Origin of the sequence: Chryseobacterium jejuense, from assembly GCF_017877355.1 — a bacterium.
Classification (GTDB): Bacteria; Bacteroidota; Bacteroidia; order Flavobacteriales; family Weeksellaceae; genus Chryseobacterium; species Chryseobacterium jejuense_A.
Genome location: NZ_JAGIPR010000003.1, coordinates 303,216 through 319,920 on the forward strand (window position 1 = coordinate 303,216; position 16,705 = coordinate 319,920).

At 38.1% G+C, this 16,705-nt stretch carries 12 protein-coding genes; 1 reads left to right on the forward strand and 11 read right to left on the reverse strand.

Annotation, left to right across the window (positions count from 1 at the left end; genetic code table 11):
• Positions 1-74: 74 nt before the first annotated feature.
• A complete protein-coding gene (locus J2772_RS08525; RefSeq protein ID WP_209915646.1) occupies positions 75-1,244 on the reverse strand; it encodes a PD-(D/E)XK nuclease family protein in 1,170 nt (389 codons plus the stop codon).
• An 11-nt stretch (positions 1,245-1,255) separates the two neighbouring features.
• The gene (locus J2772_RS08530; RefSeq protein ID WP_209915648.1) at positions 1,256-2,593 is read right to left on the reverse strand and encodes a restriction endonuclease FokI C-terminal domain-containing protein; all 1,338 of its coding nucleotides are present in this window, start codon (positions 2,591-2,593) and stop codon (positions 1,256-1,258) included.
• Positions 2,594-2,838: 245 nt separating this feature from the next.
• On the opposite strand from J2772_RS08530, the gene J2772_RS08535 reads away from it, so the two are divergent.
• Positions 2,839-3,189, forward strand: a complete 351-nt coding sequence (locus J2772_RS08535) for an XRE family transcriptional regulator (protein WP_245365181.1) — start codon at positions 2,839-2,841, stop codon at positions 3,187-3,189.
• A 42-nt stretch (positions 3,190-3,231) separates the two neighbouring features.
• Here the strand turns inward: J2772_RS08535 and J2772_RS08540 are convergent, their stop codons facing one another.
• The 9 genes from J2772_RS08540 to J2772_RS08580 all read right to left on the reverse strand — a co-directional run bounded on the left by J2772_RS08540 (position 3,232) and on the right by J2772_RS08580 (position 16,693).
• Entirely contained in the window at positions 3,232-5,409 is a 2,178-nt protein-coding gene (locus J2772_RS08540; RefSeq protein WP_209915650.1) for a DNA/RNA helicase domain-containing protein, read from the reverse strand.
• A 6-nt stretch (positions 5,410-5,415) separates the two neighbouring features.
• Entirely contained in the window at positions 5,416-5,742 is a 327-nt protein-coding gene (locus J2772_RS08545; protein WP_101239890.1) for a nucleotide pyrophosphohydrolase, read from the reverse strand.
• 178 nt (positions 5,743-5,920) lie between these two features.
• On the reverse strand, positions 5,921-6,454 hold the full coding sequence (locus tag J2772_RS08550; protein ID WP_209915652.1) for a hypothetical protein: 534 nt from the start codon (positions 6,452-6,454) through the stop codon (positions 5,921-5,923).
• Positions 6,451-7,704, reverse strand: a complete 1,254-nt coding sequence (locus J2772_RS08555) for a condensation domain-containing protein (protein ID WP_209915654.1) — start codon at positions 7,702-7,704, stop codon at positions 6,451-6,453. The genes J2772_RS08550 and J2772_RS08555 overlap by 4 nt, the downstream gene beginning before the upstream one ends.
• A complete protein-coding gene (locus tag J2772_RS08560) occupies positions 7,701-8,984 on the reverse strand; it encodes a condensation domain-containing protein (RefSeq protein ID WP_209915655.1) in 1,284 nt (427 codons plus the stop codon). Before J2772_RS08560 ends, J2772_RS08555 begins: the two co-directional genes overlap by 4 nt.
• Before the next feature lie 3 nt (positions 8,985-8,987).
• On the reverse strand, positions 8,988-11,390 hold the full coding sequence (locus J2772_RS08565; protein WP_209915657.1) for a glycosyltransferase: 2,403 nt from the start codon (positions 11,388-11,390) through the stop codon (positions 8,988-8,990).
• The gene (locus tag J2772_RS08570) at positions 11,383-12,165 is read right to left on the reverse strand and encodes an alpha/beta fold hydrolase (RefSeq protein WP_209915658.1); all 783 of its coding nucleotides are present in this window, start codon (positions 12,163-12,165) and stop codon (positions 11,383-11,385) included. Before J2772_RS08570 ends, J2772_RS08565 begins: the two co-directional genes overlap by 8 nt.
• Positions 12,156-12,455, reverse strand: coding sequence for an acyl carrier protein (locus J2772_RS08575; protein ID WP_002977699.1), 300 nt, complete (start codon positions 12,453-12,455; stop codon positions 12,156-12,158). Before J2772_RS08575 ends, J2772_RS08570 begins: the two co-directional genes overlap by 10 nt.
• Positions 12,443-16,693 carry a type I polyketide synthase gene (locus tag J2772_RS08580; protein WP_209915660.1) on the reverse strand — a complete coding sequence of 1,417 codons (4,251 nt, stop codon included), beginning with the start codon at positions 16,691-16,693 and terminating at the stop codon, positions 12,443-12,445. Before J2772_RS08580 ends, J2772_RS08575 begins: the two co-directional genes overlap by 13 nt.
• Between the last annotated feature and the right edge of the window lie 12 nt (positions 16,694-16,705).

Below are 16,705 nucleotides of genomic sequence, written 5' to 3' on the forward strand. Positions count from 1 at the left end.
AAATATCAAATATGAAAGGTATAAATTTATGAGGTATACGGATATATAAAAACGGATTTAAAAAGAAGATTTTATTACAGATCTTTTATTATGTCATCAGGAGCTTCTAAAACCTTCATAATAAATGTTTTCATAAACAATTTGAAGTTTCCGTTTTTAATATCAACCCAAAATTCCGCATTATGATCTATGTTGCTGTACTGTAAAAAATATAGAGGCCATAAGTGGGACGTCCTAAATTTGATTCCCAAATGATTTCGCAGGTCTTCGAAATATACTTTGTCCTTATTCTGATCCATAAAAGCAGGTGTTTTTGCCAAGCCATAAATAACGCCGCTTTCTTCATAATTAAACCTAACATATACATTTTTGAAAACGGAAATCCCGAATTGATGATATTGCTCGTTATAGATAACCATCATGTTTAATTCTTCTGATAATTCATCAGCAAGTTGAAACATTTGCTGGTCAGCCAGGCTTTTCATGTCTTGCTTAATAGAATGCAAAGTATTGGATACTTTAAAAGCAGTTTCTATATTATCTTCGGTTTCAGTAATAAAATGGTTCAGCGACCCTGGATCTAAATTTTCTTTTCCCATATAATTTTCAATAAGTTGACTTTCGAAATCCATCAGAAAACAACGCACCCTTTCATTTTCTGTATTTTTAATAAATTCTTTTAAAAGAGGAATAATATCATCCTCATAGTTTATTAAATGTAAAAGTCCTGTTTCTATAAGAGTTTCAACTTCTTTACCTGCGCTGTATCCTGTTAATTCTTTGGATTTTGGAGCTAAATAGAGAAGTTGGTAATGGTGAGTACTGATGTATTGTAAATATTTTAAATAATCCTGAACCTGGTTTTCCTGATCCCGTGTCCATGGATAAATTTTATTTTCAATTCCCAGAATACTTGATTGATCCTGATTTTTTAAAACAATATCCACTCTTCTGTTTGCGAAAGTGGGATCTTCTAAAATTACCTGCACTTTTGTCGGATTATCATAAGGGAAATGGAGTCCTAATTCTTCTTTAAACAATTTCAAATAAATATCTCCCTGCCCATGACCTTCATTAGGATCTAGGAAAAATGCCAATATTTCAGAGACTTTATTTTCGTTCCAGTGCAGGAACTTCATTGCATTAAATTGAGTAGCAAGCTTTTTAGAATATCTTTTTTCATATTCAATCTCAAATTTAGAACGTGCCTGAATCTCCCTGAAAAAAGAAATGTAATTTTTCATACCTCGATCTATTAAACATCATCAAGTTTCCCAATAATATCTTTGGCTTCAATCGGATTTCCCAAGCTAATCAAGGTTTCAATAACTGAAGACGTTGAAATCCTATTTTTGGTTTTATAAGCCAATAAGTATAAAAGAGCTTCTGAGGTAAGTAATATAAATCTCTTAATATCTGTATTCCAGGTGATTTCATTAATGAAACTGTCGAAATTTGATTTAAATGAATTACTGACAATGATAAATCCAAATTTCTTGTACCTGTCTTTTTGTAAATTGGGAATAATCCTGTTGATATATTCTTTAATAGCTCTATCATCAAGTCCAAGTGTATATCCGTTTGAATAGGCTTTTGCATCCATTAAAAATGCAGTATCATCTTCACTGTGCTTAATGATGGCATCTGGATTTCTTCCGGATCCCTGGCCAAGTATATCTACCTCGAAATCTAACTGTTTAAATATTTCGCTCACTAACTTTTCATAAGCACTTCCTTTTGAAGAAGAAGATTTTTCACTATCATTTCCCAGCTCAATGAGCTTTGCTACTTTTGGGATTAAATAATCTGACAAATCAAAAGAAGCATTTACTGTAATTATATTTTCTTCTTCTATTTTTAAGACTTCAGTTTTTTCTTTCTTTAATTTTGCCGGAGATTGTTTATTAGGATTCCCTTTGAAATTCCAAAAAGCGTGTTCGGCAGACCAGTTATTAATGGGTTTCCCAGAATAGGCTGTTAGAAGTTGCTTTATTTCTTCATTTAAAGAATAGAAATATTTATAAGCTTCAATCTGACTCTCTGTTTCATCCCAAATATCTAATTCTCTATAAGAGTTAATTAAAGAAGTATACAAAATGGGCCATTTTTGATAGTCTTGAATCTGCCAAAAGTAAGATAGAAAATAAGCAGTGGACCCTGGATTGGGAGCTTTTCTTTTGTCTTTAGCCTTTGAATAAATACTTTGGCTATATTTTTCCAAAGAAGCAATTTTGGACAGTCCATCTTCTAAACTCATAGGTTCAGCAATGGTTTTTTTGATGAGATGTGCTAATTCTTTAATGTTAGATTCGCTATTTTTTACTAGCTGATTGAAGAACATTTGTCCCTTTGTGGCAGTAAATCCCCAGAGATTATTTCTCTTATTGAAGCTGTCTACATTGGTTTTAAATTCATAAATATTGATTGTATCAGCTTGAAAATCGTTTATAAATTTTTTGAGCTCAACAATTGCTGTAAGCCTTTCCTCATCAATATTAGGAAGTTCATTCCCTTTGGTATCATGAATTTTTTGATTAACAATGTAATTGTCCCAAATTTTTTGGATGTCTTGTGTCTTTTGTTTTGAAATCATGGGTTATTAAAACTTTATATTTTTATTCTAGAAATAGAATTAATTCAGTTTTTGATAATTAGCTTATATCGAACGGATACCATTCTCTAGCCAATTTGTTTACTGTTGGCAATGTTAAGAAAATCTTTAGTTTTTTCCTATAGTAAAACATAAAATATAACAAAAGCAACCATTAAAAGAGCTTAGGTATTTGTAGTATTTCAATACCCCTCTGAAGATATTTTTGAACGGTTTCCAGGTTCTTCATGGAAGCATTGGCTCTTGATCTTGGGGACGACTGGAACCAGAAGAAAGTTTCTCTGCTGGAACAGAAAGAAATTATTGAAGACCCTTTACTGAAAAGAATTTCTGAAGTATTGAAAATTCCGGTGGAAGCGTTTCAGAATTTTGATGAGGAGCAGGCGGTGAATATTATTTCTAATACGTTTATAGCCAGTGATAATGCTACAGGTTTTATGTATAATCATCATTCTACATTTAAACCAATAGATAAAATTGTAGAATTATATGATGAAAAGATAGAACTTTATGAAAGGATGCTGAAGGAGAAGGGTGAAATGATGGGGAGGCTGGAGAAGTTGATTGAGAATAGATAATTTGTTTAATATAAAAAAGGTTCAGCACACGCTGAACCTTTTTCATTTTTTCAATACTTTCACAAAAATACCTAAAACATTAAAATCAATTGTTTCCTCATCCCTAAGAATAATTGGTTTAAAATTCGAACGAGTTGATTTTGGTAATAAGATGATTTCCTCATGATGCCAACCGTCTTCATCAGTTACTTTTTTACTGGAATATTCTTTAACTGTATAGTTACTGCCAAATTCAATATCACTGATATTCCTTCCTTCAACTAAGGTAATTAGCCCGTTACGTGAACCTCCAGTATATTTTTTAAATAGACAAATACTACCACTAGGTATAATTTTATTCATAGATTCGCCTGTGACAGTGCATGCAAAATAATCTTCTTTATTATTTATAAGATCTAATTCTATGTATTTTGTCTTCTCTAATTCCTGTAGTTCGGAAAACGATCCTGCAGCAATAGTAAGATCATAGAATGGTATTGAATTTTCAGAAGGTGTATCTAAAATTTGTAGTGGATTTTGCTTTGTAGGCAAATTAAAAGGTTGAATAAATTGGCTAAGGAAAAGTCTCATGTTGTCATTACAAGCATAAATGTAAGTCCCTTGGATTCCTCTTAATAATATTGTTTTATAGATATTGATAATGAAATTCAGTAATTCCTCTTCATTCTGAATAGAATTTTTACCATTCTTATCCTTGTATTTTTGTTTGTCAACGATAAGCTTTGCGGATGCAAAATCATAATCTAACTCTGGTCCTATAATGACTCCTGTATAATTGAGGTCATACCCTTGTGTTGTATGAATACATCCTACTTCATCAATAGAGTTAGTAGAATTGACCCAATCTACAGAAACACTATTCCATTTCAACTGATTCTCACCAATAATAATATCATAAGCCTCGGGGTTTTTGTTTGATACCCACTCCCATGCATATCCTGCTACCATTCTTGATAGACCATGAAGCTTATTTTTCTTTTTTATTCGGTCAACCATTTGGGACAAATCGTCAAAAAGATAAAATTCATAATCATCGGTTTTATAAGTTTCTAATGGGAGTGACAAAGGCTCATCAAAAATTTTATGAATCAACTTTATATAGTTATTTCCTCCACGTACCCGAAATTGAGTTTTTAATTTTTCAACGCGTGTGTATGATTTTAACTCTAATTTTTTAAAACTATCTTTAACAGTATCAGAAGGTTTTATGGATTGATATTGATCATAAAAAATAATCGATTTATTACTCTGTAAAATAACCCAATCTAATTCAGAGGCAGTAAATTTATCTAAGTTCAACTTCTCACAATTCGTGTCAAATGTTCCAAAGTAGGAGCCTAGATTAACCCTTCTTCTTAAACGATGTCCTTCATCAACTATAATGAGATCATACTTATTCTTTGCTAAATCTGACGGTCCTATTACCATTTTTCCAGATAAGCCATTTACATTTTTAAATACATTAGATATAGTTTTTCTAAATGATGCCATAGGAATAACCAGTGCCATATTTAAGTCTTTAAATTTATCCTTAACCTTTTTTAATAAAAGAAAAAGATCTTCATCATCCTCATCAAAGTCAGCATAGTTAAAATCCTCCAAGTTTGTTTTCAATAACTTAAATAAAAAAATTGCCATAATAGATTTACCTGTTCCGGCTCCTCCATGAATAAGACTTACTTTAGCATTCTCATCCAGCAAACAATTCATAATCATTTTCAACCCCTTGATCTGTTCTTTGGAAAGAGATTTATAAGGAGAATATTTAAAAAGGTCTGAATTATTGATAAAGTCGAGGGAATGACGGGTTATACCTATTTGCCTAAGTTCATCCCAAATATCTTTGAATAAATCCCAATACACTTTCTTTTCATGGTAGTGATGATTGGAAATACCAAGGTTACCGTTTTGTAAAGTGTATTGTCCATCAGCTGAAATGTATTTTATAAGATTGGATTCCAAATCTAACGTAGCAGATTTATGGAATAGATCACTTAAAATGAAATTTACCGATGAAAATTGTTTCTTTTCTTCAGACTTTAGATGTGTATTAATTCGGGTTACTACATCTGTAGTTTCTCCTACATAACCAGATTTAGTCTTTTTATCTTTCAAAAAATAAACTATCGGCCAGGACAGATAGTCTTTGTGATTGTTGGTTATTTTAGTTTCTATGAGGTTGTTAAAGTTGTACTCCTCTGTAATTGTAAAATTCTTCATTTAGTACTACAATTCATCATACTTATTTGATTTTCCTTTTGCCTTTTCTACAGGATATTTTTCGTTATTTCTCTGTAGTTTTTTTAAAATAATAGTATTGAGGTCTATATTATTTTTGTGGGCAAGAAGTAAACCATACATGAATACATCAGCTAATTCTTCTTCTAATTTATCCTTATTAAAATCCTCGTTTTTCTTCCATAAAAATACTTCCAAAAGCTCGGATGCTTCAATGGATAAAGCTAGCGCCAAATCTTTTGAATTATGAAACTGTTCCCAATCTCGCTCATCGCGAAATTTTATAAGTTTTTCTATTGTACTTTTATCTATCATGGTAGTATTTAATAGAGGTGAAATTTAATTCAACCTTAAAAATAGTAAAACTTTAGCATAATCATCTTGAAAATATAGCTTTTATTCAGTAAATTTTTACATATAGAGACTCATTCTAGGCTTTAAATACAACAAGGATTTAACAAATAATATAATAAAAAATCATGTTGGTTTTTACCTACACTACTGTCACTACCCGGCACATCCACCTTCTCAACCTCCAAACCGGCAAATACACAAAAATCACAGACAAAATCCCAGCAAGTATCCCCACAACAACAGCCATAGCCGTAGCATCCAGCTTATAATCCCTAGAAAAATTATACTGCCCTAAAAAAAGCATAGCTAACACCAAAGAACAGGTAATCACTCCATGCAGAATACTCAGCTTGGTCATTAACTTTTTTATATTCAACTCTTCATCTACAGTAAACTCAATGGCACCTTGTCCGGCGGCATCGGTTACTCTTTTGATGATGTCTATGGTGAGGACAACGGGGAGAAACAGGGCCATGGGTAGGGTAAGGCGGGCCAGGTTCTGTTCGCCTGAGAAAAAATGGGTGTAGCCTAGTTCTTTGAAGCTGGCATAGGCGATGATGAAATTGAAAAATACATTCGGAAGGACATAATAAATCGTACGCTTCATGAGAAAGCGTTTGAGGGTAGTTTTTTTGAGCTTTTTGGGCGGCTTCGGCTTAAATTTCAATTTCATACGGAGGTGGTCATGAGCGCTATGGCTTTCTCTTTTATTTTAGTGGCTTCCGCTTTGGGCAGGAAGTCTTCGTTAGACAAAAATATAAAATCCATCTGATGGTTGTAGGTACTCGTCACCAAAGTGTTTGAGTTCAACCATGGGAAGGCTATCGTAGGGCTGAAGATGGTTTCAATGCTGAAGTTTTTGTATTCGTTCGGGATATTGATCTTTCCCATATTGGAGAGGGTCACATCATGACCGCCATTGCTTGATTTGAGCATGGAGATCATACGGTCAACAATCGGGTGCATCTGTTCACCCATCCACAGCAGTTCGCGGGCTTCCATTTTTCCTATTTTCTGAACAAGATCTTCCTTGATGTGCTTGGCATTGTTCAACAGGTCAGAACTCCCTTTTTTAATAGCAAGGTCAACAGTTGGGGCAAAAGCAAATAAATGATCCTGTTTGATCTCCGGAATAAAACGACGCACATCCACCGGGCTGATCACCTTTCCTTTAGCATCTTTCCCTTTTATCTCCTGAAATGCCTGCATGAATGCAGAACAAAGCAAAGCATGTACGGACACTCCATGGGCTTTACATCTTTCAGTGATTTGAGTCGTGGTTGCCGGATCCAGTTTTTGGTGAAGAACATAGTCCTGTCCAAGGTTTCTCTTTTTGCTTTTTTGCTGTAAAAGAAAGAAGAACCTGGCAAAGGTCAGATAAAGCTTCGCCTTGAACTTTTTACTTTTTACATTAAAGTTGGAAGGTAAAAATTCATCTACTGAAGTGAAAGCCTGATAAGGTTCCAGTTCCAGAGAAGGATTATCCAGAAGCTGAAGAAGTTCACGCATTAACGTAACTCCGGTTGTTCCGTCTGAGATGCAGTGGGGCATTACCCAAAATACTTCAGAAACATCCTGTCCTCTTACCCAGACTAAACGGGCGAGAGGGCTTTTTTCTTCCTCAAATAAGATTTTCCATTCTTTTTGAGATTCTGTAAGCCAGTCTTCATCTGTTTTTCTTTCTACAATGCGGAGTGGGATAGGAGCGATGTCTTTTTCTTCTTTAAAAAAAGGATATTTTTCGCTTTTACTATCTACTACCACTCTCAGCAAAGGATGCTTCTGCTGGATTTTTTCCAGAGCAGTTTTAAAATTCTGCTCCGGGATTTCTCCTTTTATTTTGGCTGCAAATACGCAGTTTACGGGCGTTTTGGGATCTACATACATGATCCTTTCCACCATCATTAGTTTTCTTTTGATCATGATACAGCGATATATTCCAGTTGTAACTTAATAATCTTAATGATTTCATCACGTATCGCCAGGGCATCGGTATACGGTAAATATCCTTCACTTCCCACCAAGGAAAAATCCATTTTCCCACGATAGGTAGAAACTACTAACGTGGTTGTATTGCCTAATGGACCAATTACCGATGGGCTGAAAATAGTATCCACCGAGAATTCTTTATACTCATGAGGAATCTGAATGCGTCCCAGATTGGAAAACATACAGTCATTAGACGATTTTCCGTTCTTTAAAAGCTTGGTAAAATTATTCAACGCATCATGCCCGGATTCCATCACCATCATCGTAATATAAGGGTCCAGCTTGGAGGTTTTACGCTCTACGGAAGCCTGCATGGCATGTAAATTCTCTATAAAACTCAGTTTTTCATTAGCAGAAACCACAATCATCAGCCCAAAAGCGAAAATATGGTCATTCTTGATTTGGGTAGCAAAACGTCTGATATCTACAGGACAGGATACTTTATTAAAAGCTCCGGTTCCTTTTACTTTTTTGAAAGCCTGAAGCAAAGCGGCACTTAAGAAGGTATTCACTGTAGCCCCATTGGATTTACAATAGGAAATCAGTTGCTGGCTTACAGTTTCATCCACTTTCCAATTGATTAAATAATCATTTTGACGATCAACAGACTTTTTACTGATAGGAATACATTTGATAGCTGTAGCTGCTAATCTTCCGATGAATTTGGCCTTTAATTTTTGCTTTCGGCTGTTTAAAATATTTGCCGGAACCACATCCTGAATACCTAAAATAGGGTTTTCTATCCCGATATCAGCCTTTGGATTATCCAATACTTTTAAAAATTCATAAAGGAAGGCCATTGCAGAACCACCATCGCATAAACAATGGTGGAACGCAAACAGCATATCAGAAACGTCTTCGCCCTTAATCCAGACAAACCGGATAAGAGGAAATTTTTTAGGATCGAATAAAGTATTCCATTCCCTTTTGGATTCTTCCTGCCACTGGTCTTCTCCTTTTCTGGCAATAATTCGTACCGGAATGGAGATCGGGTTTTCAGGAACATCAAACCAGGGGATATTTTTATCATCGTGAGCAATAAGGGCTCTTAACCACGGATGTTTTTGCTGGATCTGAGCCAAAGCCTGCTGGATATCCTTCAATGTAAAGATACCTCTGAGCCTGAAAGGGATCACTGCATTGAACGGTTCTGTTCCGTCTCCCAGTAACATTCGCTCACCAAATAATAATCTTCTTTTAATAGGTTGGTTCATAGGCTATACAGACGCTAATGTGGAGTGTTCCTGTACAAAATTTTCCAGCAATTCTACTGCTTTATCATTACCTCCGGCAAGATGGAAAGTATTTTGAACTTCCTGAGCAGCAGCTTTGTATTTAGGATTTTCCAGTAATTCAAAAACGGTTTCACGAAGAGCTTCTACACGCAGTCTCTTGTATCGGATGCTGATTCCGCAGCCTGCCTGCTCAATTAATTTTGCAATATGGAAATGATCATAAGCAATAGGCGTGATTAACATCGGTAATCCGTTACGGAAAGTATCGTTTACTGTATTGAACCCACCGTGACAAATGACCATGTCCATTCTCTGCATTACCGCAGATTGAGGCACGAAACTGTTCACGATAAAGTTCTCCGGCCATTCTTCAAAGATTTCCGGTGGAGTAGCAGCAACAATCGTAACTGGTTGGTCAGCAAATGCTGCAATAATTTTTTCAAAGAAAGCTTTTCTGATGTCTACCAATAAAGTTCCCAGTGATACAAAGATCTTTGGAGTGTTAGAAGCATTTAATTTGTCCCAGTCAAATGGAGCGTCGTTGGGACGGCCTTTTACGGGACCTACAAATTTCATATGCGATGGTACGGTATCAAAACCGGCAAAGGCTTGTGAAGTAAATACCATATTCAGTTTATGCGAATGGATGTAAATACCTTCCTCATGAATTCCTACTTCTTTTTGCAGGTCTTTGATGAGGTTTTGCTGCCATTCCCAGATTTTAGGAGCACTTTTTTCAGTGTCACCCATCACGTCCGGCGGAACAGGAGTTGTGGTTACGCAAGGAATATGATGTTTGTGAGCGAAAAGTGCACCTCCAAAAGAGATACAGTCGTTCACGATGACATCAGGCATCCAGCTTTCTGTTAATCGTGTTAATCCAGGCATCATCATTTTAGCGAAAGGAACATAGGTTTCCTCCAGTGCTAATTTCATCACTTCAGGGCCTGAACAAGCCGGACCATCATCCTGTCTTTTTAAAATACGGGCGATTTCTTCCTGATACGGAATAAGATCTTCTTCAGGATAGAAATAAGAACCTCCTTCCGGAATATGTTTGCTGTCTAAAGGCGTAATTCCGAACCATTTTACTTCATGGCCACGGGCAATCAGACTGGCTCCCACACTTAATGTAGGGCTTACATGTCCGAAAAACGGCGGAACAACGAATAAGAATTTAGATGGTTTTTCTGGTTTTGAAGCCTTTGTGATGGCTTCTTCCAATAAATTAGCGGCTGTAGATGCTCCTCCTGCTTCCATAAAAGATTGTCCTACTTTTTGAGCTGCCTCACGGTAGCCCGGGTTATTTAAAATTTGCTGTACTGCCTCTCTCAGGTGATTGGCTTTAAATCTGTTGAAATTAAGTCGTTCACCCGCTTCTGTACGTATAACGCGTCCTGCAACGTGCGACTGGTCATACGCTATAGGAATCACTACCAAAGGAATCCCGTTGGATAATGTTTCGGAAACGGTATTGTGACCGCCATGGCAAACCACCCCGTCAAGATGAGGTAACAAATCCAATTGAGGAACCTGCTGGTATACCATAAAATTATCCGGCCACTGCTCGAAAAGTTGCGGATCAGAAACCACCACAACCGTTAAATCTTCATCTTTAAAAGCATCAATAACCTTTTGGAAGAATGCTTTTTTATGATCGTGATCGAAAGTGGTTCCGATACTTACTAAAATCTTTTTGTTGACGGCATTTTTCAATCGGTTCCAATCGAATTCACAAGAGATGCGACGCTCTGTAAGAACCGGCCCTGTAAATTGATATTGAGAAGGCAGATCATCCATTTCCCCAAAGAAATACTTGGAGGTTAAAACCAGCGTCAGCAGATCTGAAGTTGCCAGAGAACGTTCTTCATGGAAGCCTAATTCCTTCTGTAATTCTACAATTTGATTCACTTCCCATTCGTGTACTTTAGGAAGCTCATTCATGATTTTAATGGCAGCCGGAGCCGTAACGGAAGTGGCGCAAGGAATTCCTAATACTTTTGCAGCTACCGGAGCCGCAAATAGCTGATGGTCGCCGATCATCAAATCGGGTTGGTATGTTTTTAATAAAGCAACAATTCCTTTATAGCAATGTCTGTTCAGTGGAATAAGAACTTCCTCGTAAAGGAACTTCACACTGTCTATTCCGTAGACTACTTTTTTGGAAATAATATCGAGATACTGTTCGCTTTCTTTCTTTTCTTCGTCGGTCTGATCGTATTGGATCAGTAATAATTTTCCGCCCTCCGGAAGTTTAGCCTCTAAAGTTGGGTCAAGGCTGATCCAGGCTACTTCATGTCCTCTTTCCAACAACGTAGCACCGATGCTTAGGGTAGGATTGACATGTCCTGTCAAGGGTGGAACTATAAATGCAAATTTAGCCATGGTTCTTCGTTAAGATATTAGATAAAAACTGAGCGATCGTCTCTGCGATCAGCTGAGGTTCCTGAATTGGAATATTGTGATCGCCGGAGATTAATTCAAGTTCGGATGAACCGATTTGAGCCTGCAGCCATTCTCCTGTAGGTCTGCAGTTGGAATCAGCACCGTAAAGCAATAAAGTGGAAGCTGTCAATTGATTGAAATCAGCTTCACCAAGGAAATGTTTTTCCTTAATCATATCTGCTTTGATGCTGGTTTGATTAAACAGAAACTCATACATACGATGGTTCTTTTCCATTTGTCTTTTGCCCATCTGGACTTTAGTAGTATCTGTAAAATTGGCTACATAATGCTCAAGGAATTCCTTGCTGTATTCATCAATGATGTTACGGGCTTTTTCGTCCTGAGGATCCGGAGCTTCCATCACTACCAGCTGATTAACGCGTTCAGGATATTGTAAAGCGGTTTTCAAAGCAATAAGTCCTCCGAAGCTATAGCCTACAAGATGTACTTTTTCCAGTTGAAGGTGATCCATTAAACCCATCAGATCGGATGACATGTTTTCAAGGTCGTACCCATCCAAAAAGCGTTCACTCATCCCGTGACTTTTCAGATCGTACATCACCACATGGAAATGTTTTGCCAGAATTGGGGCAATATTAAAATAATAAATGGACAGGTTACTGAACATACCGTGGATTAAGACCACGGTATGTTCGGCACCTTTATTGAGTTCCTGTATATGAACTTGTCTGTTATTGACAGTGATTATTGGCATTCGTAGATATAATTGATGATCATACTAAGGTCAAGATTAATAAGCTGGTCAAGATCCATAGAAGATAACCAACCTGTAAAGTCGATCTGATCGCCAAAATGCGCCTTGATCTTTTCAGAGAAAGAGACAATCTCGATGCTGTCCATTTCAAGATCTTTGGTGAATGAACTTTCCGGAGTAATGTCCATCTCCTCTACAAATTCAGCACCTATCACTTCAGTAATAAAACCTTTTAATAAAGTAAAAAGTTCTTCGTGGTTCATTTTTAATGTTGCGTTTACAGTGTCCATCCGATAATATAATTTTTATGTTTAACAGTTTTGATTTCAATAGTGTTGATCCACAAGTGATCATCTTTTATTTGTTCGACTTCGAAGGCTTTTGGATTCCCTTTCAGTCCGGTTCCTAAGAACTTTCCGTAGGCTTCCTTCGCTACCCAGAAGCGGGTGGTCCATTCTGCCTGATCTTTTCCTTTTAATAAGGCTAATTCATTGTCTGTAAATACCAGGTCATAGAATCCTTCACTGCGTTCTTCCATGAGTTCCATATCGATTCCTACAGATTGGCCATATCTTGCAATACCCACAGCTTCTTTTCCTTTGTGAGCCAGTGAAATATGGATGTCTTCTGTAAAATCGCTGATGAGGTAAGGTTTCCCCACTTCATCAGAACGGATCTCAAACGTGATCGGGAAGCATGCATGATTTTTTTCCTTGCGAAGAAGATTTCTAACGGCATCTTTCACGGCAACACGGCTTACCATCCAGTTTTTCTTCTTGTTCGGTAATAATTGCTGGTGATGCTGTTTTTCCGTTTGGTTGAAATATCTTTTCAGGATAAAATCCCATGAAGCGACTCTGGTATACGCCTGGTGGAAGAAAAATACTTCCGGAGCAATCTCTTCAGAAAGACGGTTATGCAATGGTGACATGGAAACATTCCATAAAGCGGCATCAATTTCCAGTCTTCTGTTCTGCCATCCGGTGATCGCGCACCACACTTTTCCGTCTCTTTTAAGAACGATATTAGCAATGGCAAATTCGTCATTAAGCTCAGTTTGCATGCAGGTACATTCAAAAATACCTTCCTGATCGTGCATATTACCAAAGAATTCAATATCTCTGATTTTCACAGGGAAGGCGATACGGTCTTTCACCAAGGTAAGCTGCAGCCAAAGCCCGAATAACTGTCCGGCATTGTCTAACAGAGATCCTTTTCCGCCATTTCCTTTGATCTTTCCTATGATTCCTTTAGTTCCAACCGCTGAAACTTCAGTAATTCCCTGGTATTTATCACCATGGAACATGTGCATGTCATAGATTTCTTCAGGTGTTCTTTCAATGGGTAAAAGATCACCAATGGAAAGATTGAAGGTTGGAATAGGGACAGGAGAAGATTTTAAAGTCACTTCGGCATTGGCAAAATTCTCAATATCCAGATAGGCATGATTTTCACCACGCCATTGTCCTTTTACGGTTTTCTCAAAAGGCTGGGCTACGTTCATCCATTGGAATACACTTACATTCATGATTTTATGAACCTGTGTTCCAGGGACTTCTGCTTCTGCAATTTCTGCAAGCTGTTCAAAGATCATGGTCATCGGAATGACCGGTTCCATATCCGCTACATGAGCCCACCCTTTAGGCTGTCTCAATAAGCTGTGATCGATCAGGTATGGATGACTTTCCAGTGTTACATACAGATCTTTTGAGAAGGTTGTACTTCTTGGTGATTTTGGAGTAACTTGCTGTGCTACAGGAACAGGACGTGGAATGGTAATTTCCGGACGGTTCTGGAATAAAGTTAAGACTTCTTCCTGCATACGGATCATATCGGCAACGTTGTCCTGGAATGCCTGTACCAGCGGATGACCACTTTTGGTAGCTATGGCTGAAGCGGTATATTGTTTTGGTGTCTCAAAAGACTGAGACAACGCTTTCACTTCTTTGAAATTACGGATAATAGGCGAACCTAATTCCAGCTTAATTCCTTTTCCTGATCCTTTTTTTGAATGCTGCTGAACTTCCAGGAAGTCAAGAGCAATCGTTTTACCTTCTACAAATAATGAAGCTACAACACGTTGTAACTGTGCCAATGCAGAACGGGTAGGAACGCTGGAAGGAATGGTACTGAATGCTTTGCCTTTCAAGGTATCATCAATAAATCCGATCAGTCCGCCAGTACCCACTTGTATGAATACTCTTGCGCCTTCTTCGTATAATTTATCTGTCAGTTCACGGAAACGAACAGGTTCAACCAAATGCTCAGCACTTAGCTTTCTGATCGCTGCCTGATCTGCGGGATAAGGTTCTAACGTTGTTGCAGACCATAACGGAATCTTTGTTTTCTGAAACTGTGCTTTTTCCATTCCGGCAAGGATTACATCCAGTTTATCCGCAATAAAAGGAGAGTGGAATCCGGATTGGAACGGCAGTATCTGATGGAAGATCTGTTTTGATTTTAATAACGGAACCAATTCATCCAAGGCAGTATTGCTACCACAAAGAATCACCTGATTAGGGCAGTTGTCATTAGAAATATACAAGTCTGAAATTTCAGTAATAAAAGGTTGTACGATATCAATTCCAGCTCCGATGGCAATGAATTTGGAGTCTTTCAATTCAAAAGTTTCCGGATTCAAAACATCGATTAAGGCTTTTACAGAATTAGCTTCTGCTAACTCGGATGAATACCCTGCCAGCCATTCTCCTAAACTGTGTCCTGCATTCATATCCGGAATAATTCCCAGCTTTTTCAGTGAATTATCAAGGATACTGCAGTTGTTGAAGATGTTCAATGCATCGGTTAAAAGCCCTTCACCTTCAGTTTCTATAGGCGCTGTTAATCCGAAATAACGGCTAACGCTTTCCACCTCACCTTTTGCCAGACCATCCAAACCAGGGAATACAAAGGCTACTTTTCCGCCATCTTTTAATAATGGGATAGATGTGTACCAGATGTCCTGTTTGTTCTTCCAGATAAGGTTTTTGGAAACAATTTTAAGGGCTTTTTCTATTCTTGCAGGGGTAGGATCGAATATCGCTACTCTGAAATCTCCTTCCCCTAATGTAGTGTCGTTATTTTGTAATGCAGAAACTAATTCTTCCTGTGTAGGCCTTGCCAATAGCAATACTTTGTCTTTTTTCGGCATATCATAGCCTTCAAGAACAATATGAGCATTAATTCCACCAAATCCGAATGCGTTTACTGCGGCTACTTTCGGCAGTCCGGTTTTTGACCAGTTTTTGGCTTCCTGTACAGGCTCAAATCTTGTATTCTGCATGTCTGCAGTCGGATTCTCACAATACAATGTTGGCGGTAAAGTGTCGTGGTGTAAAGCCAGACAGGTTTTAATCAATCCTGCGATTCCCGCAGCCGGCATAGCATGTCCGATATTGGACTTTACAGAACCGATTCCTGCCACCGGAGCAGCTTCCTCTTTCCCAAAGAACTTTGCTAAGGTCTGAAGTTCTGTTTTATCTCCAAGCGGAGTTCCGGTTCCGTGGGCTTCAAGGTAACCTACTTTATTTTTATCCAGATCAGCATTGATCCAGGCTTGTTCTAAAGCTTTCAGCTGACCTTTTACGGATGGGCTCATCACACTGGTTCCGTTACCGTCACTGCTTACGCCTACACCTTTAATAACCGCATAGATTTTATCCTGATCGCGAACGGCGTCTTCCAGTCGTTTTAACACGACGAAGCCACAACCTTCCCCAATCAGTAATCCATCAGCATCCCTACTGAACGGTTTGATCTGCTGTTGACGGGACATGGCTCCCAATTGAGCAAAAATACTCCAGAAAGCAGCATTTTGTCCGGTGTGTACACCTCCGGCGATCATCATATCGGAACGACCTCTTTGAAGTTCCTGTACGGCGTGATCTACAGCGATTAAAGCACTGGCACAAGCGGCATCCACTGTAAAGGCAACTCCGCCCAGGTCAAAACGGTTTGCTACCAATGAAGCTACCAGATTGGGAATCAGTCCCATAGCGGTATCAGCAGCGAAACGCCCTTTTCGTTCCTGAAAAGCATGTTTTACTTTCTCAATATCAGCAGAAGATACCTGGGGTAACAGCTCCTGCAATAAGGAGGAAATCTGCTCTCCGGTTCTTACAATTTCAATGGCTCGGGTAGCTCCCGGTCCGGTATAATTTCCTTTCCCGATGACAATTCCGGTCTTTTCAAGGGAAGTGTTCTTTTGAAATACTCCGGCGTCCTCTAAAGCTTTCTGAACTAAATCAAGGGTCAGTAAATGATCGGGTTCTGTTCCTTGTACAGCAAGAGGTAAAATGCCAAAGCTGGTAGGATCAAACTCATAATCAGGAATAAACCCGCCTCGTTTGCAATAGAAACGATCGACAGGGTTGGTGGCATCACTAAAATGCACCGGATCTATCCTATCTGCCGGAGCGGATTGGGTAGAGTCTACTTTATTGACAATATTCTGCCAAAAAGTTTGGGCATCCTGCGCCCCGGGAAAGACGCAGGATAGTCCAACTACAGCAACATCTGTTTTTTTCATGTTTAGTGTATA